Origin of the sequence: Sulfitobacter sp. SH24 (assembly GCF_965641895.1) — a bacterium.
GTDB lineage: Bacteria > Pseudomonadota > Alphaproteobacteria > Rhodobacterales > Rhodobacteraceae > Sulfitobacter > Sulfitobacter dubius.
The window spans coordinates 3,279,717-3,305,140 of the sequence record NZ_OZ282575.1; the positions used below are offsets into that span (position 1 = coordinate 3,279,717).

Consider the following 25,424-nt stretch of genomic DNA (forward strand, 5'->3'; position numbering starts at 1 on the left):
TTTTTAAACGACCCATCTCTATGCCCCTCTTACTTTCGCAATAAGGTATCTGAACCATGTCCAGCACCGTCAAGAAATCGACCCGGAAGTCCACCGCCAAAGCCAAGGCAGCACCGCAAATGACAGTTGTCGAAGCCAACCCAGCCACCCAGCCTGACGGTCAGACCAATGCCGAGCTTGTCGCACGTCGCGATGCAGCCATCCCACGCGGTGTCGCGTCCGCTGCGCCGATCTATGCAAAATACGCCGAGAATGCCGAACTGTGGGATGTTGAAGGCAACCGCTACATCGACTTCGTCGGCGGTATCGGCGTGCTGAACACCGGCCACCGTCACCCGAAAGTGATCGAAGCCGCCAAAGCCCAAGAAGACAACTACACCCACACCAGCTTTCAGGTTGTGCCGTACGGCCCCTATGTCGAGCTGGCCGAAAAGCTGAACACCCTTGCCCCCGGCGACGCACCAAAAAAGACGCTGCTTGTCACGACCGGCGCCGAAGCGGTTGAAAATGCCGTAAAAATCGCCCGCGCCGCAACTGGCCGTTCGGGCATCATCGCCTTTACTGGCGGTTACCATGGCCGTACCCTGCTGACGCTGGGCATGACTGGCAAAATCTCCCCCTACAAAAAAGACGTTGGTCCCTTCCCGGCAGATGTCTTCCGCGCGCCCTTCCCTTCGGTTCGCGATGGCATCTCCGTACAGGACGCGCTGACCGGGCTGAAAAACCTCTTCCTCACCGATGCGCAGCCCGAACGTGTGGCCGCAATCATCATCGAGCCGGTGCTCGGCGAAGGCGGCTATACCCCGGTGCCCTTCGAAATGCTGCAAGAACTGCGCGCCATTTGTGACCAGCACGGCATCCTGCTGATCGCGGACGAAGTGCAGGCAGGCTTTGGCCGCACCGGCACGTGGTTCTCTATCGAACATTCCGGCGTGGTGCCTGACCTAATCACCGTGGCAAAATCCATGGCTGGTGGCTATCCGCTGGCTGGCGTGATTGGCCGCGCCGATCTGATGGACGCGATGATCCCCGGCGGACTGGGCGGCACCTATGGCGGCAACCCGGTGGCCTGTGCCGCAGCGCTCGCCGCTATCGAAGCGATCGAGGAGGAAGGCCTTTTTGCCCGCTCCACCGCCATGGGCGACACGCTCAAGGCCCGCTTTGCCGAGATTGGCGAGCGTTCCGCGCCCTTCCGTTTTTGGGATATCCGTGGCCTTGGTGCGATGGTCGCCGTTGAATTTGTGACCGATTTCGACAGCGCCAAGCCTGACGCGGATTTCACCAAACGCGTCATTGCCCACGCCCTAAAGCGCGGCCTGCTGTTGCTCAGCTGCGGCATGCACGGCAACGCCGTTCGCGTGATGGTGCCCTTGACCGCATCAGACGCCATTGTCGAAGAAGGTCTGGCGATTTTTGAAGAAGCGGTTGCAGCAGCCGTGGCCGAAGAACAGCACTAAATTTAACCGGCTTCGGTCAGAGATATTGGGCGCGCGGGGCAACCTGCGCGCCCTTTTTTACGGCGCGGGCTGAGTGGGCTGGAACCTAAGTCTGCCTCAGGTCTTGGCATCAGGCAGTGAAGCGCGCAAACTCCGCGAAATAGGACCTGATTTCCGGAGTTACGATGCGACACACAACGCCAGAATCCCGTGGATGTTTCACGTGAACAGCGCCGCTGCAAAAGCAAGCCGCCCATGATGCGCGCGATGTACCCCGGCCCACGCAACCTCATAACCGATGTCGCCGGAATCAAGGTCGGCAATGCCCAAGACGCGCGGCTGAAATCCGGCAGCACCGTGTTGATCGGCGATGCGCCCTTCACGGCCTCTGTTCATGTCATGGGTGGTGCGCCGGGCACGCGCGAGACTGATTTGCTGGCCCCCGATAAAACCGTCGCGGCGGTGGATGCGCTGGTGCTCTCGGGCGGCTCTGCCTACGGGCTCGACGCCTGCTCGGGCGTGGTGGATGCTCTACGCGCCCGCGGGCGCGGCTTTCGCGTGGGGGATGCCCTGATCCCGTTGGTGCCCGGTGCGATCCTGTTTGATCTGCTTAATGGTGGTGACAAGGAATGGGCGCAGAACCCCTATGCCGATCTGGGTCGCAAAGCCCTTGAGGCAGCGGGCAAGGAGTTCGAGATAGGCTCTGTCGGCGCGGGCACGGGCGCGCTCAGCGCGATGGTAAAAGGTGGTCTCGGCTCTGCCAGCCTACAACTGCCTGACGGCAGCATGGTCGGCGCGTTGGTCGGGGCCAATCCGGTCGGTGCCGTTACTACCCCCGGAGACCGCCATTTCCACGCCGCCCCATTTGAGATCGACGGAGAGTTTGGCGGGCTGGGGCCAGACCCGTCAGCCGGTCTGGGTCTTACATTCGAAAGCCGCAAAATGGCCGCTATGTCGGCCCGTGCCAACACCACCATCGCCATTGTCGCCACCGATGCAGCGCTGACCAAAGCCGAATGCCAGCGCGTCGCCGTGGCCGCCCATGACGGCATCGCCCGCGCGGTGGTGCCCGCGCATATGCCCAATGACGGCGATCTGGTCTTTTCCCTCTCGACCGCGGCGCGGCCTGCAGGCGATGTGGCGATGGTCGGCCATGCCGCCGCTCTGTGCCTCTCGCGTGCCATCGCCCGCGCGATCTACACCGCCACCCCGGCCGAGGGTGACCTCTTGCCTTGTTGGAGCAGCCTGAATGCCTGAACTCGCCCTTTCCGATATCACCCTGCATTTTGAGGTCGACGGCAGCGGACCACCCATTCTGATGTTGGCGGGGATGCTAAGCGACAGCGCAAGCTGGGGCGCTTTGGCGCCGCTGCTGACCGACCAATTCACCCTCATCCGCCCCGATAACCGCAGCACCGGGCGCACAACCCCGTGGGACGCCGAAACCTCTGTCGCGCAGATGGCACGGGATGCGCTGGCGTTGATGGATGAGCTGGGGCACGCAAAGTTTCACGTTGTTGGCCATTCCATGGGCGGCCTGATGGCAATGGAGCTTTTTGGCCTAGCGCCCGAGCGCATCCAAGCGATGAGCATCCTCGCCTCTGCCCCGGTCCGTGCGCCGCGCACGATGGCAGTGTTTGACGCGCTGCTCGCCGTCCGCCGCGCGCCGGAGGGGGAGCAGCTTTGGCTTCGCGCGCTTTACCCTTGGATCTTCGCGCCGGGATTTTTCACCGATCCAGCCAATACAGACACCGCCCTCGCCGCCGCGCTGGCCTATCCCCATGCACAAAGCGCCGATGCCATGGCCCATCAAATGGAAGCCCTGCGTGGTTTCCGCCCTACGGTGCGCCCTGCTGATCTGACCTGCGCAACCCAAGTGCTCCACGGTACCGAAGACCTGCTGATCCCCCGCGCCGCCGCTGAAAAAGCTTTCGCGCAGATACCGAACGTGGTGCAGGCCACCCTGCCCGATGCGGGCCATTCGATCCATTGGGATGCCGCCCCTGCTGTTGCCCAGCACCTGCGCCAATTTCACGACACCGCCGGAGACCCGAGATGACACAAGACCTTTACGGATTGGAAACGACAGCCAGCCGCCCGGAAACCCTGCAGGCGATCAATGATTTCATCCACGGTTTTCTGTCCTACCAGCCCAAAGCCGCAAGCATCATCGCCGCCGCCGATACCGCCCCAGACTGCCCGCTGGTCAACGCCTACGCGGCCCTTTTGTGGATGTTTCTTGAGCATCCCATAGCGCCGTCAAAGGCGCGTCCCTATCTGGAACGCGCCAAAGCCGCGTCCGGCGCGAACGACCGTGAACAAGAAGTCATTCGCGCCATAGGCCATTGGGTCGACGGCGATGTGCCCGCGCTCGTCGCCGCTTGTGACGCCATCACCGATAAATGGCCGCGCGATCTGGCGATGCTGAAACTGGCGCAATACCATCTTTTCAACACCGGCGATGCCGCTGGCATGTTGCGCCTGGCGCTGAAATCCTTGCCGGAGGCCGAGGACATTGCCTATACCCACGGCATGATCGCCTTTGGCTACGAGCAGTGCCACCTGCTCGACCGGGCCGAGGCCGCCGCCCGCCGTGCGATGGAGCTGCGCCATGATGAACCTTGGGCGCATCACGCGATGGCCCATGTGATGCTTACCCAAGGCCGCGTGGCCGAAGGCGCGCGCTTCATGGAAAGCGTGGCAGAGACTTGGAGCGATCTGAACTCCTTCATGCGCAGTCATAACTGGTGGCATCTGGCGCTTTTCTACCTGTCGCAAGGTCGCCATGACGACGTGCGCGCCGCCTATGACCAACACATCTGGGGGCTGGAGAAGGACTATTCCCAAGATCAGGTCGGCGCGGTGTCTCTATTGGCGCGAATGGAGTTTGCAGGCATTGATGTCGGAGACCGTTGGGGCGATGTGGCAGATCATGTAGCGGCCCGGGGGCAAGACACGGTCAGCCCCTTCCTGACACTGCAATACCTCTATGCCCTTTGCCGCACCGAACGACCCGAGGCGGCAGAGATGCTCACCGCAATAGAAGCCCGCGCCGCCGAAACTAACGCCTATGACCATGCCGCATGGGCCGAAGTCGCCCTGCCTGCCGCCCGTGGCATCGCCGCCCATGCCGAAGGGGATTGGAGCACCGCAATCCGCGAATTGGGCATGGCTCTGCCTCGGATGGCGGAATGCGGCGGCAGCCATGCCCAGCGCGATCTGTTTGAGCAGATCCATCTTGATGCACTGGTGCGTGATGGTCGGGCCTCTGCCGCGCAGCAGGTTTTGGAAATGCGCCGCACCTATGATCCCGACGGCGTGCCGCTGAACCTGATGCTGAGCGAAGTCTATGAAAAGACCGGCCTGCCTGACCTTGCCGCGCAGGCGCGTGCAAGGGCCGAGCGGACATTGGTCAGTACCTAAACGCTAGACCGCGTCGGGCTGGTTGGCCGGCACGGCAAGCTTTAACGCGGGTACGTCCATGCAATTTGCATGGATGCGGCGAATGGTGGCGTAGGGGGTCATATCGACCCCAAAGCGGGCATTGTTCAAGACCTGCGCATAGAGGCAGAGATCGGCCAAACCAACATCATCACCATGGCAAAAATCGCCCGTCTCGGGTTCCTGAGCCAACCGTGTCTCAAGTGCCGCCATGCCCGCACTGGCCCAATGGGCAAACCACGCAGCCTTGCCCGAGGGGTCGACGCCAAACTCCCCCTCCAGGTGCTGCAAAACCCGCAAATTGTTCACCGGGTGCACGTCTTGTACCACGATATAGGCCAGCGAACGCACCCGCGCCCGGCCCCACGCATCAGCAGGTAAAAGCGGCGGTTCGGGATATTCCTCATCAAGCCATTCAAGGATCGCCATTGATTGCGACAGCGGCCCCTGCCCCGTCATCAATGTCGGCACCGCCCCCGAAGGGTTCAGCGCCAGATGTTTGGCGCCATGCTGTTCTCCGGCAAGCAGGGACAGCGGCACATAGTCATAGTGCAGCCCCTTGAGATTCAGCGCCGCCCGCACCCGGACCGAAGTCGAGGAGCGGAAGTAGTTATGCAGCGCCAGATCACTCACGCGCGCGGGCCGACGGTAACCTCAAACTCAGCAATGCCATCGACGCCGCCAGTCAGCACATCACCCGGCACCACGGCGCCAACCCCGGCTGGCGTGCCCGTCATGATGATGTCGCCCGGCGCCAGTGTGACTGCCCGTGAAAGGGTTGCGGTATGCTCGCGTACCGACCAGATCATCTGCGCCAGATCGGCCTCTTGTTTCATCTCACCGTTTACGGCCAACCAGATACGCCCTGTCTCAACCGAAGCGACATCTGCAATCGGCAAGATCGGTGCGATGGGCGCGGAATTGTCAAACGCCTTAGACCAGTCCCACGGGCGGCCCATCTTCTTGGCTTGGGCCTGAAGATCACGGCGGGTAAAATCAATGCCCACGGAGGCCCCCCAGATGTGATCCATCACATCAGCTTCCGCGATATTCGCGCCACCCTTGCCGATGGCGATGACAAGCTCTGCCTCAAAGTGGAAATCCTCCGTCAACGGCGGGTAGGGCACGGTGCAGGGGGTATCGAGCGTGGCATCGGCGGGTTTGGTGAAAAAGAACGGCGGGTCGCGCATGTCATTGCCCATCTCAAGCACATGCGCCTCATAGTTGCGGCCCACGCAAAAGACACGGCGCACCGGGAAACGGTCGCTGGTGCCTTGAACGGCAAGGCTGCTTTGCTTTGGGGGGTCAATCACATACATCACTGGGTTCCTCTTGGCATGATGCGGCCAAGGAACACCCGCGCTTTGTAACAGTCAATGACCCCCGTGCGCTTATAAACCCTTGAGCGGCAACTCTTTCACAGGTTCGCGCCTTTGCGGATCGCCTCTTGCACCTCGCGGATGTCTTCGGCGCTCAGCCCATAGTCCGCCGCAGCCACCTCTGCGCTGATGTAGCCGCGCAGAAGGTCGCGTTTCACCAAGTCCTTGGGGCGCTCAGACGCATCGCCGTATCCCGCGCCACCGGGGAAGGCCATCATCACCCGGCGGCCATGCGGCACGAACTGTTTGCCCTTGCCGCGCATCGGCGTGCCATCGTCGCGGGCGATGGTGGTGGGGGCGCCGGAGGCGCCGCCCTGCCGCCCACGGGCGGGATGATCGACGCGGTCGAACATCGCCTGCATGTCGAACTCATGGCCCTCGCGGGCGCTGACCTCCATATATTGTCCCAGCCCGCCGCGCTGACGTCCTGCCCCGCCGCTGTCGGGCCGCAGTTCCTTACGCCAGATCACCACCGGGCCTGCATGTTCCGTGGCCTCAACCGGCATGGTCATCACGCCTGAAGGGAAAGCCGTGGCATTCAGCCCGTCAAGTTCTGGCCGCGCACCCGAGCCGCCGGAGTTGAAGGTCAGCACCTCGGCGCGCCTCGCACCCTTGGGCGGTTGGGTATCCGTGCGGGGGCGCAGACTGACTTGGAAGTTGCACAGGCAGCCCGCACCTTCGGCGGGCACCAAGTTTGGCAAGATTTGATCGAGCGCGGCATAGACCGTATCCGGCACGAAATGCCCGACAATATGGCGCAGCGCGACTGGCGCGGGGTGTAGCGCATGAACGATCGTGTTCTCCGGCGCGGCGATCTCAAACGGGGCGAGCGAGGCCGCGTTATTGGGAATCTCCGGGGCGATAGCGCATTTCAGCGCGTAGCAGGCATAGGCCTTGGTATAGACCAATGGACAGTTGATGCCCTTTTTATCAATCCCCGAGGTGCCGGCGAAATCTGATAGGATGCGATCCTCCTCGATGCTTACCGTGACCTTAAGCGTGATCGGCGTGTCGAAACCGTCAATCGTCATCTCCCCAGTGGCCCGCTGGCGCGGCAGCGCATTGATGCGCTCCAGCGTGGCGCGGCGGGAATTGTCGAGGATGAAGGCGGCGATACCTTCAAGATCTGCGAGGTCAAACTCCCCCATCATATCGACCAAACGGCGGTGGCCGATCTCGTTGCAGGTGGTCAACGCGTAGATGTCGCCAATCAGTTGATCCGGCTCGCGCACGTTGCCGCGGATGATCCGCACCAGTGTTGCGTCGACCTCGCCCGCATCGGCGAACTTCATGATCGGCAGATAGAGGCCTTCTTCATAGACACTCGCTGCATCCGCGCCAAAACCGCGCCCACCAATGTCTACGATATGCGCGGTGCAGGCGAAAAACCCGACCAGCTTGCCGCGATGAAAGGACGGCGTGACCATGGTGATGTCATGCAGATGGCCTGTCCCCTCCCAAGGATCGTTGGTGATATAGACGTCGCCCTCAAGGATGTTCTGCCGCCCAATGCGGCGGATGAAATGCGCCACCGCGTCGGCCATGGCGTTGACGTGTCCGGGCGTGCCGGTGACCGCCTGCGCCAACATCTGACCGTCGGTGTCATAGACCCCGGCCGAGAGATCGCCCGCCTCGCGCACCGAGGTTGAAAAGGCGGTGCGCACCAGCGCCTGCGCCTGTTCCTCGACGACCGAGATCAGCCGGTTCCACATGACCTGATAGGCAACGTTGGAGTGTGTCTGTGCCATGGGCTTACCCTTTCACGGTGATGTCGATGCAGCCGTCCGGCTGGCAGATGGCGCGGCGTGACGCGGGCAGGATGATTGTCGTCTCATCCTCGGTGATTGCGGCGGGGCCTTGGGCGGTCTGGCCGGGGGCCATCTGGGCGCGCAGGACCACGTCGGCCTCGCAGTATTCAGCGAGCGCCGGGTCGAACATACGCCGTGTTAGAGCCACATCTGCCGCCGCACCCGGGGACTGCTCTGCGGTGCGGGCGACCGCCTCGGGCGGGGTGGTGGCATTGACCGACCAGACCGTGATCTCGATATCCAACCCCTCGACGGTGCGGCCGAAAAGCTTGGCGTAATCCGCCTCGAAAAGCGCCTCGAACCTGGCGGCATCGGGGTTTAAGGCGTCTGTCTCGTCCAGCACGATGGGGATCTCCCAGCCCTGCCCGCTGTAGCGCATGTAGACTTTGTATTCCGACAGAATTTCCGCCCCGGCATCGCAGTTGCGGACAAAGCCGGTGGCCTCGTCGCGCAATTCGGCCAGCAGCGTCTTGATGCGGCCCGCGTTGAAGTCCGACAGCTTCATATAGACCGAGCGGTTGGCCTCAAAGCTGAAGGGCGCGCGCAGGAAGCCGATGGCAGAGCCGACCCCGGCGCCGGGCGGCACCAGCAGGCGTTCTACACCCAGCTTCTCACACAGCCGCCCGGCGTGCAGCGGGGCCGCGCCGCCGAAGGCGATCATCGTGTAATCGCTGAGGTCTTCGCCGTTCTCCACCGCATGCACGCGCGCGGCGTTGGCCATGTTCTCGTCCACCACCTCGGCCAGACCGAAGGCGGCAGTGGCGGCGTCCATGTCGAGTTCCTGACCGATCGCTTGGCTCAGCGCCGTCTCGGAATTGCCGGTCTCGAGCCGGATCGAACCGCCCGCGAAATTGTCGGCGTCGAGCTTGCCCAGTACGAGGTCGGCATCGGTCACCGCAGGCTTCGCGCCGCCCCGGCCATAACAGGCCGGCCCCGGCTCCGACCCCGCGCTTTCCGGCCCCACCCGGATCTGCCGCATCGCATCCACATGGGCCAGCGAGCCACCGCCCGCCCCAATCTCGACCATGTCGATCACCGGGATCGAGATCGGCATGCCGGAGCCTTTCTTGAAGCGATAGGTCCGCGCCACCTCGAAGACCCGGCTGGTCTTTGGAGTCTGGTTCTTGATCAGGCAGATCTTGGCCGTGGTGCCGCCCATGTCGAAGCTCAGCACCTTGTCGAGCCCATAGCGCGCGGCGATGTTAGCAGCAAAGACCGCCCCGCCCGCCGGGCCCGACTCCACCAGCCGCACCGGGAATTCGGCGGCGCTTTCGATCGAGATGATGCCGCCGCCCGAATGCATGAGGAAGATGTTGCAGGAGACACCCTCCCCCTGCAGGCGCCCTTCGAGCCGCCCGAGGTAGCTCTTCATCAGCGGCTTGATATAGGCATTGGCGACGACGGTGTTGAACCGCTCATATTCGCGCATCTGCGGCGAAACCTCGGAGGAGATCGACACCATGACGCCGGGCAGCTTCTCTTCCAACACCTCGCGGACCATGCGTTCATGCGCGTCGTTCAGATAGGAATGGATCAGCCCGACCGCGACGCTTTCATAGCCCGCCTCGGCGATGCGGTCCGCCAGCGCCTCGACCTCGGCGCGGTCGAGCGGGTGCAGAACCGCCCCCGTGGCATCGACACGCTCTTCCACCGTGTAGCGCATCTGGCGCGGCAGCAGTGGCTCGGGGAGGTTGAGGTTCAGATCATACTGCTCGAACCGGCTTTCGGTGCGCATTTCGATCACGTCGCGGAAGCCCTGGGTGGTGATCAGCGCGGTCTTGGCGCCGCGCCGCTCGATCAGCGCGTTGGTCGCCAGCGTGGTGCCGTGGATGATCTGGGTCAGGTCGGCAGGGGTGATCCCGGCCTTGGTGCAGACCTGATGCATCCCGTCGATGATCGCGTTCTCGGGCGCGGCATAGGTGGTCAGCACCTTGGTTGAGAAACTCTCGCCGCCCTTTTCCAGCACCACGTCGGTGAAAGTGCCGCCGATGTCTACGCCCAGTCGGATGGTTGATGCCATGTCTCACTCCTGTTTGGGTGCAGGATAGGGCTGGGCACAGCATCGGTGCAAATTATTATATTCTATGGGTGTGAAAGGTTTTTTCGATCCTCGACATCGAAGCTTCGGGCGCAGTCGCGGGCCAGTTCAGCGGCGCGGGCGACATAGGCGGGGGTGCGATCCGCGTGATAACGCGCGGCGACCTGCAAGGGGCGCGGGTGCCACGCGGCGGGCAGGGTTTGCAACGCCCCATCGGCCAGCGCGCCTGCCACCATGACACGCGGCATTACTGCCACGCCCATCCCGTCGAGCACCATGTTCATCGCCGCCGATAGGCTGCTAGACGGCACCAAACGGGCCTTGGGCGCGGTGGTGCCATCGAAATGGCGGATCAGATCAGAATGGGCCTGCGTGTGCCGCGCATGGCCCAGCACCGGATGGCGCAGCATCGCAGCAAAGTCGGGGGCGGGGCCGATCTGTGCGGCGAGTTCAGGGGCGGCGACCCAGATGTAGTCATAGGTCGCCAAGTCCAACTGCCCGCCCGCCGGGGTGGAAAAGGGCGCGGTTTGCAGGGTCAGGTCGAGCGCATGGGCGGCAAGCTCCTGATCCAGATCACGGGATAGATCGACGGTAAGTTCGACGGTGAGATTGGGATAGACCTCGGCTAGCGCACGCAGAAAGGGCCGCAGCCATGTGCTGGCAACCACTTCGGTCACCCCTAGGCGCAGGCTGTCGTCGATCAAGTCAGGCCGCGCGGCGGTCTCGACCAGCGCTTCGGCCTCGCGCAGCACGCGGCGGGCTTGGGCCAGCAGGGCGGTGCCCTTTTCGGTCAGCCGGATCGATCCAGCGTCGCGTTGCATAAGGGTAACACCCAGCGTCGCCTCCAGCCCGGAAATCCGGGCAGAGATATTGGGCTGTGTCGTATTCAGATGCGCAGCGGCGCGGCGAAAACTGCCAAGGTCAGCGACCCAGATCAGCGCTTCAAGCTGTTTCAGCGTGAAGAGATTGCCGATCATTCGCGCCAGTCAAAGAAACCCGGTCCGGCCTCGGCCAGAAGCTTGCGGGCCATCGCCTCGCCCGCCTCGGCTCCGTCGGAAATGGCGCAGGTCACGTCGTCGCCGATGGCGTCTGACCCGTCCGGGCGCAGCACCTGACCGCGCAGACGCATCTCGGTGCCGTTGAGTTCGGCCAGACCGGCGATTGGCGTCTCGCAAGACCCGTCGAGGGTGGCGAGGAACGCGCGTTCGGCAGCAAGCTGTTCGCCAGTCTTGCGGTCATGAATCGCCGAGAGCATCTCGGCGGCGCGACTGTCGTCCTCGCGGCGCTCCACCCCGATGGCCCCCTGCGCGATGGCGGGGAGCATGTCGTCAGGGTGAACGGCAGCCTGCGGCACGTCGTCCATTTTCAGCCGGTTCAGCCCCGCCATGGCAAGGAATGTCGCTTCGGCCACGCCGTCGTCGAGCTTTTTCAAGCGGGTTTGCAGGTTGCCACGAAACTCGACGACTTCCAGATCAGGCCGTCGCAGTTTCACCTGCGCCCGGCGGCGCAGACTGGAGGTGCCGACAACCGCACCCTGCGGCAGGTCGGCGATGGATTTCAGGTGCGGCGAGATGAACGCATCGCGGCAATCTTCGCGCGGGAGATAGGTGTCGATCACCAGCCCACCGGGTTGCAGCGTCGGCATGTCCTTCATCGAATGGACCGCGATGTCGATGGAGCCGTCAAGTAGCGCCGCCTCAATCTCGCGGGTGAACAGCCCCTTGCCGCCAATCTCTTTCAGCGGGCGGTCGATGATCTTGTCGCCGGTGGTTTTGATCACGACGATGGTGAACGCCTCAAACGGCAGGTCAAAGGCGGCGGCGAGCCGGTCGCGCACCTCATTTGCTTGCGCAAGCGCCAGAAGCGATCCGCGTGTGCCGATGTTGAGGGGCCGGGCCGGGGTGGGGAGCTGATACGTCATGACGCATCCCTACCCCCGTCGACATGAACTGACAACTGCTGTACCTGCGCTACCTACGGGTTTGCCACAATTAGGAACGCCATAATGACTGCGAATAAGACCATCCTGCGCGCCCTTGCGGGCGAAACCCTGCCGACCCCACCGATCTGGATGATGCGCCAAGCCGGGCGCTACCTGCCGGAGTACCGTGCGACGCGGGCCAAGGCGGGGGATTTCCTGTCGCTGTGCTACAATCCTGAACTGGCCGCCGAGGTAACGTTGCAGCCGATCCGCCGCTATGGGTTTGATGGGTCGATCCTTTTTGCCGACATCCTGCTGGTGCCGCAGGCACTTGGCGCCGATCTGTGGTTCGTCACCGGTGAGGGGCCGCGTTTGTCAACGATCACCACCAAGGCCGAGATGGAAGCGCTGAAACCGGCGGACGCCATCCACGACCACCTCGCCCCGATTTACGAGACGGTCCGCATCCTGTCGCGCGAACTGCCCGAAGAGACCACGCTGATCGGTTTCGCAGGCGCGCCATGGACGGTGGCGACCTATATGATCGCGGGCAAAGGCACGCCGAACCAAGGCCCGGCGCATGCGTTGAAAGATGAGAACCCCGAAGTGTTCGACGCGTTGATGGAGCGGATTACGTTGGCTACGATCGAATACCTCGACATGCAGATCAAGGCGGGGGCCGAGGTGGTGAAGCTCTTCGACAGCTGGGCCGGATCGCTTCAAGGCACCGATTTTGACCGTTATTCGACCGAGCCACTGCGCCAGATCATCAGCGCGCTGAAAGCGCGGCATCCGGATGTCCCGATCATCGCCTTCCCCCGTGGTGCGGGCGCGCGCTTTGCCAATCTGCATGCGGCGACAGGAGCGGACTGCATCGCCATCGACGATGGTGTCAGCGCGGAATGGGTTGCCGAGCATGTGCAGCCCAATGGCTGTGTGCAGGGCAATCTGAAGTCATCGCATATGGTGACGGGCGGGGATGCATTGGTGCAGGAGACACGCGCGATTGTCGATGCGCTGGCGAAGGGGCCGCATATCTTTAATCTCGGCCATGGCATTACGCCGGATGCGGACCCGGAGAATGTGCAGTTGATGATTGATACGGTGCGCGGAACGCGCGGGTAAGACGTAGCCACATGTGAAGAGGGCCATCGCCTGCCCGCGGGTCGGCGATCTGGCCGCTGTTGAAGCCACTTTATGGTTCAACCATGGTGTGCGTTGGCGAGGTCACGCCAAGCCTTACCAAATCGCCTACCCGTCCGGGCGGGCAGGCGATGGCCCGGCGCCTACGGCTTGATTCCGGGCCGGGGTGGAATTGAGCAACCGAACGTCCACCCAAACGCTTAGCTCAAACCCACTTCGCCATCGGCGGCAGGCTCATCAGCACGGCATCAGGGTCATGCCCCGTCTCCAGACCAAACTTCGTCCCCCGGTCGTAAACGAGGTTATACTCAGCATAGAGCCCACGGTGGCGCAGTTGCACGTCCTTGTCGTCCATGTCCCACTCCATCTCGCGCCGCTTGTCGACCAATGGCACATAGGCGGGCAGAAACGCCCGGCCCACGTCTTGGGTCAGCGCGAAATCCGCCTCCCATTTACCGCTGTTGCGGTCGTCATAGAAAATCCCGCCCACACCCCGCGCCCGCTTGCGGTGCGGGATGTAGAAATACTCATCCGCCCAAGCCTTTAACTCGTCATAGAGCGTGGCGCTATGGGGGTCACAGGCGCCCTTCATCTCGGCATGGAAATGGGCCGTGTCTTCGTCATATTCGATACAAGGGTTCAAATCCGCACCGCCGCCGAACCACCACGCATGAGGGGTCCAAAACATGCGGGTGTTCATATGGACCGCAGGCACATGGGGGTTCTGCATATGCGCGACCAGACTGATGCCCGAGGCCCAAAACCGTGGATCATCGGCCATGCCCGGCAGTCCTTTGCGCGCGGCCATGGCCGCCTGCGCCCGTTCGCCCAAGGTGCCGTAGACGGTGGAGATATTGACGCCCACCTTCTCAAACACGCGCCCGCCGCGCATGACGGACATCGCACCGCCACCGGCGTCCGAGCCGTCGGGCGCGGTGCGGGTTGTGTTGCTGACCACGAAACGTCCGGCCTCTTCTTCCCCGACATGACGCGCTTCGATGTCATGGAACGCCTGAACGATGTCATCGCGCAGCTTGCGGAACCAATCCGCCGCGCGTGTCTTTTGGTCTTGCATGTCTTCGGTCATCTCTGGCCCGCCTTTGCTGTTATTTTATCGCCCCGCCGCCGAGGATCAGACCTTCGTGTTCGGCCATGTAGATCCGCAACCAAGGCGTATATTCTTCGGGGTTCTGCGCGAGGTTGGTGTGCAGATCGCTCAGGCTGATCCAGCGCGTCGCCATCACCTCATTAGGGTTTTCCGTGATCGACAGTGCCGGGTCTGCATGGGCAAGAAAGACCTCAACAACCTCATGCTCAATCAACCCACCATCAACATCGGCGCGGTATTCGACTTGACCGCGATGCTGAAGGTCCAACCCGGTGATCCCCAACTCCTCGTCCAAACGCCGTGTGGCGCAGGCTTGGGGCGGCTCATCCCATTGCGGATGCGTGCAGCAGGTGTTCGCCCAGAGGCCGGGGGTGTGGTATTTGCCAAGCGCGCGCTGCTGCAGCAGCAACTTGCCCTCGGCAATGACAAAGACCGAGACCGCCATATGCCGCAAACCGCGCTCATGCGCGGCGAGTTTTTCAACCGGTTGCAGGGTGCCGTCGACCCAAGCGGGGACCATGATCTCCATCAGAGGCGGCTCGCCGTTGTGTTCATCTCACCCTCGAAACAGAAGAAATTCACCGGCAGTTATCGGAGGAAATCCCCTTGGTCTCAACCGCTAACCGGCCCGCAGCCCGCCCGTGCTACCTTATGGCGCAGACGATATGCTTTACCCCCTCGCCCCAAACGCTAGTTTCAAATCAGCCAGACAAAGGAACTCACAATGAACATGCGTATCGCGTCGATCTTCGCCATCTGCCTCGGGGCCACGCCCCTATGGGCGGAAAGCCATGCCTCCGGTGATGCCGAAGCCGGGGAAAAGGTCTTTCGTAAATGCAAAAGCTGCCACATGATCCAAGATGATGAGGGCAACGATATCCAGAAAGGGGGCCGTACGGGGCCAAACCTTTATGGAATCTACAACCGCGTGGCGGGGTCGGTCGAAGACTACCGCTATGGCGATTCCCTCGTTGAAGCCGGCGAGGCCGGGCTGGCGTGGAACGAAGAAGACTTCGCCGGATATGTTGCCGATCCCAAGAAGTTTCTGGCCAGCTATCTCGACACGAACCGCGCCAAATCCAAGATGTCTTACCGTCTGAGAGACGAAGAAGACGCCAAGGATGTTTGGGCGTATTTGGTCTCGGTCGGGCCCGAGGTTACTGAAGCGGATATGGAAGAAGCCAAAACGACTGAATAATCCGACGTTTCACTGATTTTTAATAGACGGGGGGCCGATGATCCGGCCCCCCGTTTTGCGTTTTAAAAGCAGTCGCGCAGCAGCTGGGTGACATTCTCTTTGGTCAGTTCAATCGGGTTGCCGCCGCAGCTTGGGTCTTGCAAAGCCGAGGCCACCAGCGCGTCGATATCCGGTTCGGTCACGCCAAGGGCGGTCAGATTAGCGGGGATATTCAACTCCGCATTCAGCTTGCCGACGAAATCGTAAAACCCGTCAAAGCCGCCGACGATATCAAGATAGGCCGCCGCCTTGGCCAGACGGTCTTCGATCGCGGGGCGGTTCATGCGCAGGACGGGCTGCATGACAACCGCGTTGGTGGTGCCGTGGTGCGTGTGATGCACCGCGCCGATCGGGTGGCTGATGGCATGGATCGCGCCCAGACCCTTTTGGAACGCCGTGGCGCCCATGGCCGCGGCAGACATCATATGCCCGCGCGCCTCAAGATCAGTACCATCGGCATAGGCACGGGGCAGATATTCCTTGACCAGACGCATCCCTTCCAGCGCCATGCCTTGGCTCATCGGGTGGTAATGCGGCGAGCAGAAGGCTTCGAGGCAATGGGCGAAAGCATCCATCCCGGTGCCTGCGGTGATCATCGGTGGCATGCCGACGGTCAGCTCCGGGTCGCAGATCACGACGGAGGGCAGCATTTTGGGGTGGAAGATGATCTTCTTCTCATGGGTCTGGGAATTGGTGATCACGCTTGCGCGGCCAACTTCCGAGCCTGTGCCGGCGGTCGTCGGCACAGCCACGATGGGCGCGATGCCCTCAGGGTCGGCGCGGGTCCACCAGTCGCCGATATCCTCGAAATCCCACAGGGGGCGCGTTTGGCCCGCCATGAAGGCGATGACCTTACCCAGATCAAGCCCCGAGCCGCCGCCAAAGGCGATCACGCCGTCATGGCCGCCGTCGCGGTAGACCTTGATGCCCGCCTCGGCGTTCATCTCGGTCGGGTTCGGGTCAACGTCCGAGAACATCGCACGGCCAAGGCCAGCGGCTTCCATCAGGTCGAGCGTGGACTGGGTGATCGGCAGGTAGGCCAGCCCTTTGTCGGTGACCAACAGGGGGTTTTTGATACCTGCGGCGGCGCAGGCCTCGGCGATCTCTTTAATCCGGCCTGCGCCGAAACGGATGGCGGTGGGGTAAGACCAATTGGCAGTCAGGGACATGTCTCAGGCTTTCTTGAGGTGGTAGGATTTGGGGCGTGTCAGCGCGTGATAGCCCAGTTCAGACAGGCCCGCGCCGCGCCCGGTTTGCTTGCAGCCGGTCCAGCAAAGCGCCGGGTCAAGGTAGTCTGCGCGGTTCATGAAGACGGTGCCGGTCTCCAACCGTGCGCCGATGGCTTCAGCCGCCTCGGCATCGGCGGTAAAGATCGCCGCGGTCAGGCCAAACTGGCAGTCGTTCATCAGCTCGATGGCTTCTTCGTCGTCCTTCACCGGCATGATGCCGACCACGGGGCCAAAACTTTCGTCGCGCATGACGCGCATTTCGTGGGTCACATCGGTAAGCACCTGCGGCGTCAGATAGGCACCGCCATCGTCGGCGGGCATCTTTTCGATATGCGCCTTTGCGCCATCGGCCAGTGCCTCATCAATCTGCGCGCGGACCTCATTGGCGAAACGCACGTTGGCCATCGGGCCAAGCGTCGTGGCCTGATCCAGCGGGTTGCCGAGGTTGAGGTTGTTCACCCATGCCACGGCCTTTTCAACGAAAGCGTCATAAAGGCTTTCGTGCACATAAATCCGCTCGATCCCGCAGCAGCATTGGCCCGCGTTGAACATTGCGCCGTCCATCACGCCGTCGACTGCCGCGTCGAGATTGGCATCGGCCCGGACATAGGCGGGGTCTTTGCCGCCCAACTCGGTCGCGACGCCAGTGAAGGTGCCCGCCGCTGCACGCTCCATCGCCTGCCCGCCGCCGACAGAGCCGGTGAAGTTAACGAAATCAAAGGCGTTGTCCGCAATCAGCGCCGATGTGGTGTCATGGCTCAGCACAACGTTCTGGAACACATCTTCGGGCACGCCCGCCGCACGGTAGGCATCGGCGAGGTGTTCGCCGACCAGAATGGTCTGCGAGGCATGTTTCAGGATCACCGCGTTGCCCGCGATCAGTGCGGGCGCGATGGTGTTGTTCGCGGTCATGTAAGGGTAGTTCCACGGTGCCACGACGAAAACCACGCCATGCGGCTCACGCATGATCTTGCGGCTAAAGGCATCGCTGTCTTCGATTATCGTGGGGGCCAGCGCATCGGCTGCGATCTTGGCCATGTGGCTGGTGCGTTCCTGCAGACCGCCGAATTCGCCGCCATAGCGCACCGGGCGGCCCATCTGATGGGCCAGTTCCTCGGTCATGCGGTCGGTCGAATTCTCAATCTCTTTCAACGCGCCCATCACCAGATCGACACGTTCCTGCAAGGGCCGCGCGGCCCATGCCTTTTGCGCCTTACGCGCGCGGGCGACAGCGTCTTGCGCTGCCTCCGTGCTTAGGGTTTCGCGCTCCGCATAGACCGAACCGTCAATCGGAGAGATACATTTTACCGTCGTCATTCTCAGGCCCTTTCAAAGCCACGGGCGATTTCCCAATCGGTCACCACCCGGTCAAATTCTTCCTGCTCCCATTCCGCCGCGCGGGTGTAATGGGTCACTACATCGTCGCCCAAGACCTCGCGCAGGAACGTCGAGCCGCGCAGGGTCTCGGTTGCTGCCCGCAGGGTCTGGGGGATATCGACAGCATCGGATTTGCCGTAAGCATCGCCGCGTGTAGGCGGGGCCAATTCCATCTTGTCTTCGATCCCTTTGATCCCGGCAGCCAGCATGACCGCCTGCGCCAGATAAGGGTTCAGGTCTGATCCGCCAATACGGCATTCGACCCGCACGCCCTTTGTCCCTGCCCCGCAGAGGCGGAAACCCGCGGTGCGGTTGTCGACGGACCAGACGGTCTTGGTCGGGGCGAAGGTGCCTTTGGCGAAGCGCTTATAGCTATTCACATAGGGCGCGAGGAAATAGGTATATTCTGGCGCATAGGCGATCAAACCGGCCATATAGTGGCGCATCAGCTCGGACGTGCCCAACGCGTCATCACCATCGACAAACATCGGTTTTCCGTCTTTCCACAGCGACTGGTGCACGTGGCTGGAAGAGCCGACACGGTCCTTGTGCCACTTGGGTAGGAAGCTCGCCGCATGACCCTGCTGCCACGCGATCTCCTTAACCGCATGTTTGGCAATCGTGTGGTAGTCGGCACAGTCCAGAGCCGCTGAATAGCGGATGTTAAGCTCTTCCTGCCCCGCCTCGGCCTCGCCTTTGGAATTCTCAATCGGCAGACCGGCGGCAAAGAGATGGTTGCGCAGCGGGCGCATCACGTTCTCTTCCTTGGTGGTCTGGAGGATGTTGTAATCCTCGTTATAGCCGCTGATCGGCGTGAGGTCGCGGTAGCCGCCCTTGCGGATCGCGTCAAAGCTCTGCTCGAAAAGGAAGAACTCCAACTCCGTCGCCATCATGGCGTCGAAGCCCAACTCCTTCAGCCGGGCGATCTGTTTCTTCAGCATGGCGCGCGGGGAATGCGGCACGGGGGAATGCGTGTCGTGATCCAGCACGTCGCAAAGCACCATCACCGTCCCGTCCAGCCACGGCACCGGGCGGATCGTATCAAGGTCGGGCTGCATGACATAGTCGCCATATCCGGACTGCCACGAGGTGGAGGCGAAACCATCGGGCGTCGCCATCTCAAGGTCGGTGGCCAGCAGGTAGTTGCAGCAATGGGTCTCTTTGTAAGAGGTCTCGACAAAGTTAACCGCATGGAAGCGCTTGCCCATCAACCGGCCCTGCATATCCACAAGGCAGGCAAGGACCGTGTCGACGGATCCTTCTTTGACCAGTTTTTTCAGCGCATCGAATGTCAGGGTGCCGGGCATGTTCTGTCCACTTCAGGGGGTAAGGCGGGGGCGCAGGCAGCGCGCCCCCGGTTGTCGGTTCAGCCGTTGGTGTAGGGCGGACCGGCTTTGTTAATGACTTCGTTATAGTCGCGGAAGATCTGCACGATCTTGGCGTGCACTTCGCCTTCTTCGGCGATCTCTGTCCAAAAGTCCTTGGCCGCATCTTCGACCTCGGCCCATTCGTCGGCAGGCACGGTGCTGAGCTTGAGCTTGTCGCCCTGCGCCCGCAGACGCGCCTCGCCGCCCCAGTACCACTGGTTGCGGTAGGTGTGGCCCGCTTCGATCCCCGCCATGACCAACTGTTTGAGGTGATCCGGCAGATCGGCCCACTGCTGCTGGTTGACGAAGAACGACCCGATCCAAGCACCCGAGATGTTGTTGGTCAGGAAGTAGTCCGTCACATCGGCCCAGCCGACGGTGTAGTCTTCGGTGATGCCCGACCACGCCATGCCGTCGAGCTCGCCTGTTTGCACCGCGACTTCGGCGTCCTCGTAAGGGATGTTCACCGGCACCACGCCGAACTTCGAAAGGAAGCGGCCGGCGGTAGGAAATGTGTAAAGCTTCAGACCGTCCAGATCGGCGACCGATTTGATTTCTTTGGTGGTGTTGAAGTTACAGGGGTCTTGGCCCGCAGCCGACAGCCACTCGACGCCGACCTTGGCATATTCTTCTTTCCAGATTTCGGCCAATCCGTACTGGCTGAACAGCACCGGCACGTCGAGGATATGCTTGGTGGCAAACGGGAAATAGCCGCCGAACTGCTGCAAGGGCGTGGGCGAGGCCATGGAGTCGTCGTCGGAATGCACCATGTCGATGGTGCCGCGCTGCATGGCTTGGAACAGCTCACCGGTAGGCACAATCTGGTCGGCGTAGAACAGTTCGATCTCCATCTCGCCATTGGCGGCCGCGTTAATGTAATCGACTGCCGGTTTGGTCACCTGCTCACCCAGAGCGGCGCCGGCATAGGTCTGCATGCGCCATTTGATCGGCGCTTGGGCATGCACGATGGAGGGCGCGGCGAGGGCCGCAGGGGCGGCGACGGCGGCCCCGGATAGAAACTTTCTGCGAGTGGTCATACGTCTCTCCTTTGTTGAAATGTCAGGCCGTCTTCGCGCGGCTCTCGTTGTTATTTGTCGTAGATGTAATCGGGCAGCCATGTCGCGATCTGCGGGAAGACCATGACGAGTATTAATGCCAAAACCATCACCAGAACGAAGGGCGTGATCGAAGCATAGATGTCGCGCAATGTGATTTCCGGCGGAGCCATGGCGCGCATCAGGAACAGGTTATAACCAAACGGCGGCGTCATATAGGCGATCTGCGTGGTGATCGTGTAAAGGATACCATACCAAATCAGATCAAAGCCCAGCGCACCGACCAAGGGCACATAGAGCGGCGCCACGATCACCAGCATCGCCGTATCATCAAGGAAGGTGCCCATGATGATGAAGCTAAGCTGCATCATGATCAGGATCATCCAGGGGCTGAGGTTCATCTTCTCGGTGAATAAGCTCTCAATCGCCTTTACCGCGCCCAGCCCGTCAAAGACCGCACCAAAGGCGAGGGCCGCGAGGATGATCCACATGAACATGCAGGTGATGCCCAACGTGTTGCGGACGGAGTTTTCGAAAACCTCGCGGGTCATTCGGCCTTTGAGAACGGCGGCAAGAAAAGCCGCGCCCGCCCCAATGGCAGAGCTTTCCACCAAGCTGGTCCAACCGTTAACAAACGGCACCATCATCACCGCAAAGATCACCAGCGGCAGGATGCCCGCACGCAGCAGGCGCAGTTTCTCGGCGCGGGGAATATCGCGGTCCTCGGGCGAAAGCACCGGACCGAGGGTCGGATTCATCCAGCAGCGGATCACAATATAGGCGATGAACATCGACGCCATCATCAGCCCCGGCACCACACCCGCCAGCCATAACTGCCCCACCGGCTGCCGCGCGATCATCGCATAAAGCACCAGCACCACTGACGGCGGCACAAGGATGCCGAGGCTCGACCCGGCCTGGATCACCCCGGTCACCATCCTTTTGTCATAGCCGCGTTTCAGCAGTTCCGGCAGCGCAATGGTCGAGCCGATCGCCATGCCCGCCACGCTCAGCCCGTTCATCGCCGAGATCAGCACCATCAACCCGATCGTCCCAATCGCCAGCCCGCCGCGTACGCCGCCCATCCAGACGTGGAACATCTTATAGAGGTCATCGGCAATGCGGCTCTCGCTTAGCACATAGCCCATGAAGATGAACATCGGCAGGGTCAGCAGCGGATACCATTTCATCAGCTTCATCGCGGCGGCAAAACCGATGTCATAGCCACCCTTGTCCCCCCAGAGCAGCAGCGCCGAGACCACGGCGATAAAGCCAATCGCCCCGAAGACGCGCTGGCCGGTCAGCAACATCAGCATCATCGACGAGAACATCAATGTCGCGATCATTTCATAGGACATCAGATGGCCTCACCCTTAAGCCGCAGCACGTCTTTCGCGAGCTCGGACAGACATTGCAGCAGCATCAGCACGAAGCCGACAATCATTACGACCTTGATGGGCCAAAGGTAGGGCCGCCATGCGGAGCTGGATTGCTCCATATGGCCGATCTCTTCCGCGCCAGTAACCAGACCGCCGAAGAAGCTGAACGGCTCGGTCCCCCAATAGCCCAGCGAATAGGCGGTAGAACTCACCGCGCCATAGAGCAGCACACAGAGATAGAAGATCAGGAAAAGCACCGTGAATAGATCAAACCACGCTTTCCGGCGCAGCGACCAATCGCCATAGAGCAGGTCCATCCGCACATTCGAGCCAAGCTGGATCGAATAGGGCCCGCCCAAGATGTAATAGCCCACCATCACGAACTGCGCCATTTCCAGCGTCCAGAGGGACGGCACGAAGAACGCCTTGCTGACCGTCGACCACAAAAGCACCCCCATCAGGACAAAGATGCCATACATCATGACCCGCCCGATCCGCCGGTTCATCGCATCAATGCTCCGGATATAGCCCCGCATGAATTTCATGGTTTGGCGTCCTTCATCGCGTCACTCATTTCGGGCCTCTCAAGCGCGGCGCGCAGCCAGTTGCTGATCATCTCGGCCATCTGCTGTTGCTCAGCTTCGGTCGAAATAAGGTCATTACGGATCTCAAGCATGACATGCGGATGACCATGGGCTAGCCCATGTTCTTTCAGCGTATGGGTCACTCCGTCTTGGGGGCCGTAGGGCGCGTTGCGTACGACATTGAGACCCGTGAATTCGGACGCCGCCGCAAGCATCGCATCGGCCAGCCGTGTGTCACTGTCGTGAAGAATGCCGATCTCAACGCTGCGCGGTTTGCCGTGGTAGATCGGCGTGAAACTATGCACGGTAACAATCGCAGGCGCATTGACCCGCTTGATCGTCGCGGCAAGGGTCGCGCGGAAAGGCTCGTAGTAACGTGTCACCCGCTCGGTCCGGCCCGCCTCATCAAGTGACGCATTGCCGGGGATCGCAAAAATCTCGCTCTGCGCGGGCATTGCGCCGGGGGCTTCGGGCGGACGATTGCAATCATAGACAAGGCGCGAAACGCGCCCGGCCACCAATACCGCGTCCAAATCCGAGGCCATCGCCCGCGCCACGGCCAGAGCACCGGGATCCCATGCCACATGGCTTTCGCGGGCTGCGGCATCCAAACCAAGACCATCATAGCAGGCCGGTATCTCACGCGCCGCATGTTCGCAGACCAGCACCAGCGGCGATTTGGCCCCGGCGTTAATCACTTCAACGGCTTCATTTGAAAGCTCTGTCCGCTCTGACACCCTGTCCCCCTCAGTTACATCAAACCTCATTCGGGCGGGGGGCGTCTGTCAACAGAATAATGTCGAATTTATTACAACGCTGCTCAGCTTGTGCTATTACTCGTCAAAAGAGGGGCATCTATGGCTGAACCGACGCTGACCATTTCCGACCGTATCCAGCAAGAGTTGGATCGGCTGACCCGTGCGGAACGCCAACTCGCCCATTCGATTCTGGAGAATTACCCCGCCTCTGGCCTCGGCCCGCTGACGGCGCTGGCCAAGGATGCCAATGTCTCGACCCCCACCGTGGCGCGAATGGTGCAAAAGCTGGGGTTCAAGGGCTACCCCGAGTTTCAGAATGAGCTGCGCGAAGAGCTCAAGGCCAAGGCCAAGAACCCCATCGCCAAACATGACACATGGACCGAAGGTGCGCCCTCGGGCCATGTGTTGAACCGTTTCACCGACGCGGTGATCGACAATATCCGTCATACCCTCGGCCAGATTGAGCCCGAGACCTTTGACCGCGCCTGTGCGCTGATCGCCGACACCGCGCACCCGCTTTATATCGTGGGCGGGCGCATCACGCACACGATGGCGGAATATCTGTTCCTGCACGCCCAGATCATCCGGCCCCGGGTCACGCATATTCAATCCACCTCCAACGCTTGGCCACATTACCTGTTGGACGTTGGCGAAGGCGATGTTTTCGTCATCTTCGACGTGCGCCGCTATGAGAACAACACCCTGAAACTGGCGGAGATGGCTCATGCGCGGGGGGCCAAGATCATCCTCTTTACCGACCAGTGGCGCTCTCCGGTGCATAGCCTTGCCGATATCTGCTTCTCCAGCAGGATCGTCGCGCCCTCGGCTTGGGACAGCGCGGCGGCCACGCTTTTGCTGGTGGAGAGCGTGATCTCGGCCATGCAGGATATCAACTGGGCCGACACCAAAGACCGCGCCGAACGGCTGGAAGAGATGTTCGATCAGACCCGTTTGTTCCGCAAATTCACCTAACGCCCCTAGCAAGAAACGCCTTGTCACAAAGGGTATTGGCTTGCCCAAACCCCGCCAGTCGTCTATGGCCAGCACGCCGGGTGTGGTGTCCAGCGCGGTGCCGTGACACGCGCCAAGGCCGGAGGGGGACCGACCATGCGTGATGAAATCTTTTCGCCCAGCGAGCTTGAGCGCCATTATGACCTCGCGCCATCGCCTGCGCTGGCGGCTGAAATGGCCGATATCTACGCCAAGATGGACCGTGTCGTTTCCCCCCCCGATTGGGCCATCCACGCGCCCTATGTCGCCGCGATCAACAAGCTGAAAAAAGAGCGTAACGCGGTCATCCTCGCGCATAACTACATGACGCCCGACATCTACCATGGCATTGCCGATTTCGTGGGCGACAGCCTGCAACTGGCGATCAAGGCGACCGAGGTCGAGGCCGATGTGATCGTGCAATGCGGCGTGCATTTCATGGCCGAGACCTCGAAAATCCTGAACCCGTCAAAAACCGTGCTGATCCCCGACATGGAAGCAGGCTGTTCGCTGGCCGAAAGCATCACCGCCGAGGGTGTGGCCCAGATGCGCGTGCAGTATCCCGGCGCGCCGGTGGTGACTTATGTGAACACCACAGCCGAAGTGAAGGCCGCGTCCGACATCTGCTGCACGTCTTCCAATGCCGCGCAGATCGTCGCCGCGATGGAGAGTGATACCGTCATCATGACGCCGGACAAATACCTTGCCCAGAACATCGCCAAACTGGTGCCGCAAAAGCGCATCGTCTGGTGGGACGGCGCCTGCATTGTGCACGAACGCTATACTGCGAAAGATATTGCAGATTACCGCGAGTGGAACCCCGACACCCGCATCATCGCGCACCCCGAATGCCCGCCCGATGTGGTCGCGGAGGCAGACTTCTCCGGCTCTACCAGCGGTATCCTTGAGTATGTGCAGCGCGAAAAACCGGCCAAGGCAATGCTGGTCACCGAATGCTCCATGGCCTCGAACATCGCTGACGAACTGCCCGAGGTCGATTTCGTCGGCCCCTGCAACATGTGCCCCTACATGAAGAAAATCACGCTGGAGAAAGTGCTGTGGTCGCTCCACACCATGTCCGGCGCGGTTGAGGTTGAGGCGGAAGTGGCCGCTAAGGCGCGCGTGGCGGTGCAGCGGATGATCGACCTCTCCCGCGAACTCGGCCTCTGAGGGC

General features: G+C 61.7%; 23 protein-coding genes. 8 read left to right on the forward strand and 15 right to left on the reverse strand.

All coding sequences use genetic code 11. From position 1 onward, the window contains the following. Positions 1–56: 56 nt before the first annotated feature. The 4 genes from gabT (at position 57) to ACSQ16_RS18760 (ending at position 4,859) form a co-directional block, all read left to right on the forward strand. Positions 57–1,457: a 4-aminobutyrate--2-oxoglutarate transaminase gene (gabT, locus tag ACSQ16_RS18745; protein ID WP_243261911.1), complete on the forward strand. Its 1,401-nt coding sequence runs from the start codon at positions 57–59 to the stop codon at positions 1,455–1,457. Between the two features lie 246 nt (positions 1,458–1,703). Beyond that, positions 1,704–2,693, forward strand: a complete 990-nt coding sequence (locus ACSQ16_RS18750; protein ID WP_243263238.1) for a P1 family peptidase — start codon at positions 1,704–1,706, stop codon at positions 2,691–2,693. After that, a complete protein-coding gene (locus ACSQ16_RS18755) occupies positions 2,686–3,495 on the forward strand; it encodes an alpha/beta fold hydrolase (protein WP_243261910.1) in 810 nt (269 codons plus the stop codon). Before ACSQ16_RS18750 ends, ACSQ16_RS18755 begins: the two co-directional genes overlap by 8 nt. Continuing rightward, on the forward strand, positions 3,492–4,859 hold the full coding sequence (locus tag ACSQ16_RS18760; RefSeq protein ID WP_317405549.1) for a tetratricopeptide repeat protein: 1,368 nt from the start codon (positions 3,492–3,494) through the stop codon (positions 4,857–4,859). The genes ACSQ16_RS18755 and ACSQ16_RS18760 overlap by 4 nt, the downstream gene beginning before the upstream one ends. Before the next feature lie 3 nt (positions 4,860–4,862). Here ACSQ16_RS18760 and maiA read toward each other — a convergent pair whose 3' ends face one another. The 6 genes from maiA to hemC all read right to left on the reverse strand — a co-directional run bounded on the left by maiA (position 4,863) and on the right by hemC (position 12,023). Further along, the gene (gene maiA / locus ACSQ16_RS18765) at positions 4,863–5,510 is read right to left on the reverse strand and encodes a maleylacetoacetate isomerase (protein WP_243261908.1); all 648 of its coding nucleotides are present in this window, start codon (positions 5,508–5,510) and stop codon (positions 4,863–4,865) included. Beyond that, on the reverse strand, positions 5,507–6,196 hold the full coding sequence (locus ACSQ16_RS18770; protein WP_243261907.1) for a fumarylacetoacetate hydrolase family protein: 690 nt from the start codon (positions 6,194–6,196) through the stop codon (positions 5,507–5,509). The genes maiA and ACSQ16_RS18770 overlap by 4 nt, the downstream gene beginning before the upstream one ends. Before the next feature lie 98 nt (positions 6,197–6,294). Continuing rightward, complete coding sequence (locus tag ACSQ16_RS18775) at positions 6,295–8,004, reverse strand: hydantoinase B/oxoprolinase family protein (protein WP_243261905.1); 1,710 nt, start codon at positions 8,002–8,004, stop codon at positions 6,295–6,297. Between the two features lie 4 nt (positions 8,005–8,008). Continuing rightward, on the reverse strand, positions 8,009–10,084 hold the full coding sequence (locus ACSQ16_RS18780; protein WP_243261904.1) for a hydantoinase/oxoprolinase family protein: 2,076 nt from the start codon (positions 10,082–10,084) through the stop codon (positions 8,009–8,011). A gap of 62 nt (positions 10,085–10,146) precedes the next feature. Next, the gene (locus tag ACSQ16_RS18785; RefSeq protein ID WP_243261903.1) at positions 10,147–11,079 is read right to left on the reverse strand and encodes a LysR family transcriptional regulator; all 933 of its coding nucleotides are present in this window, start codon (positions 11,077–11,079) and stop codon (positions 10,147–10,149) included. After that, positions 11,076–12,023 (reverse strand): hydroxymethylbilane synthase, encoded by a 948-nt coding sequence (gene hemC / locus ACSQ16_RS18790; protein ID WP_243261902.1) that lies wholly within the window; start codon positions 12,021–12,023, stop codon positions 11,076–11,078. The genes ACSQ16_RS18785 and hemC overlap by 4 nt, the downstream gene beginning before the upstream one ends. A gap of 84 nt (positions 12,024–12,107) precedes the next feature. Here hemC and hemE point away from each other — a divergent pair, with 84 nt between their 5' ends. Further along, complete coding sequence (gene hemE, locus ACSQ16_RS18795; RefSeq protein ID WP_243261901.1) at positions 12,108–13,148, forward strand: uroporphyrinogen decarboxylase; 1,041 nt, start codon at positions 12,108–12,110, stop codon at positions 13,146–13,148. 223 nt (positions 13,149–13,371) lie between these two features. Here the strand turns inward: hemE and hemF are convergent, their stop codons facing one another. Both hemF and idi read right to left on the reverse strand, forming a co-directional pair. Then, a complete protein-coding gene (hemF, locus tag ACSQ16_RS18800) occupies positions 13,372–14,253 on the reverse strand; it encodes an oxygen-dependent coproporphyrinogen oxidase (RefSeq protein WP_243261899.1) in 882 nt (293 codons plus the stop codon). 19 nt (positions 14,254–14,272) lie between these two features. After that, positions 14,273–14,803, reverse strand: a complete 531-nt coding sequence (gene idi / locus ACSQ16_RS18805) for an isopentenyl-diphosphate Delta-isomerase (protein ID WP_243261898.1) — start codon at positions 14,801–14,803, stop codon at positions 14,273–14,275. Between the two features lie 195 nt (positions 14,804–14,998). Here idi and ACSQ16_RS18810 point away from each other — a divergent pair, with 195 nt between their 5' ends. Further along, complete coding sequence (locus ACSQ16_RS18810) at positions 14,999–15,472, forward strand: c-type cytochrome (RefSeq protein WP_243261896.1); 474 nt, start codon at positions 14,999–15,001, stop codon at positions 15,470–15,472. A gap of 62 nt (positions 15,473–15,534) precedes the next feature. Here ACSQ16_RS18810 and ACSQ16_RS18815 read toward each other — a convergent pair whose 3' ends face one another. From ACSQ16_RS18815 to ACSQ16_RS18845, 7 genes are read right to left on the reverse strand one after another with little or no spacing between them, the layout of a single operon-like run. Then, on the reverse strand, positions 15,535–16,680 hold the full coding sequence (locus ACSQ16_RS18815) for an iron-containing alcohol dehydrogenase (RefSeq protein ID WP_243261895.1): 1,146 nt from the start codon (positions 16,678–16,680) through the stop codon (positions 15,535–15,537). Between the two features lie 3 nt (positions 16,681–16,683). Beyond that, a complete protein-coding gene (locus ACSQ16_RS18820) occupies positions 16,684–18,057 on the reverse strand; it encodes an aldehyde dehydrogenase family protein (RefSeq protein ID WP_243261894.1) in 1,374 nt (457 codons plus the stop codon). A gap of 2 nt (positions 18,058–18,059) precedes the next feature. After that, a complete protein-coding gene (locus ACSQ16_RS18825; protein ID WP_243261893.1) occupies positions 18,060–19,424 on the reverse strand; it encodes a glutamine synthetase family protein in 1,365 nt (454 codons plus the stop codon). A 59-nt stretch (positions 19,425–19,483) separates the two neighbouring features. Continuing rightward, on the reverse strand, positions 19,484–20,521 hold the full coding sequence (locus tag ACSQ16_RS18830) for a TRAP transporter substrate-binding protein (protein WP_243261892.1): 1,038 nt from the start codon (positions 20,519–20,521) through the stop codon (positions 19,484–19,486). 50 nt (positions 20,522–20,571) lie between these two features. After that, entirely contained in the window at positions 20,572–21,897 is a 1,326-nt protein-coding gene (locus tag ACSQ16_RS18835) for a TRAP transporter large permease (protein ID WP_243261890.1), read from the reverse strand. Further along, entirely contained in the window at positions 21,897–22,463 is a 567-nt protein-coding gene (locus ACSQ16_RS18840; protein WP_243261889.1) for a TRAP transporter small permease subunit, read from the reverse strand. Before ACSQ16_RS18840 ends, ACSQ16_RS18835 begins: the two co-directional genes overlap by 1 nt. Next, entirely contained in the window at positions 22,460–23,239 is a 780-nt protein-coding gene (locus tag ACSQ16_RS18845; protein ID WP_243261888.1) for an N-formylglutamate amidohydrolase, read from the reverse strand. The genes ACSQ16_RS18840 and ACSQ16_RS18845 overlap by 4 nt, the downstream gene beginning before the upstream one ends. A gap of 120 nt (positions 23,240–23,359) precedes the next feature. On the opposite strand from ACSQ16_RS18845, the gene ACSQ16_RS18850 reads away from it, so the two are divergent. Together ACSQ16_RS18850 and nadA are read left to right on the forward strand one after the other, a co-directional pair. Beyond that, entirely contained in the window at positions 23,360–24,232 is an 873-nt protein-coding gene (locus tag ACSQ16_RS18850; protein ID WP_243261887.1) for a MurR/RpiR family transcriptional regulator, read from the forward strand. A 135-nt stretch (positions 24,233–24,367) separates the two neighbouring features. Next, positions 24,368–25,420: a quinolinate synthase NadA gene (gene nadA / locus ACSQ16_RS18855; protein WP_243261886.1), complete on the forward strand. Its 1,053-nt coding sequence runs from the start codon at positions 24,368–24,370 to the stop codon at positions 25,418–25,420. Positions 25,421–25,424: the final 4 nt, after the last annotated feature.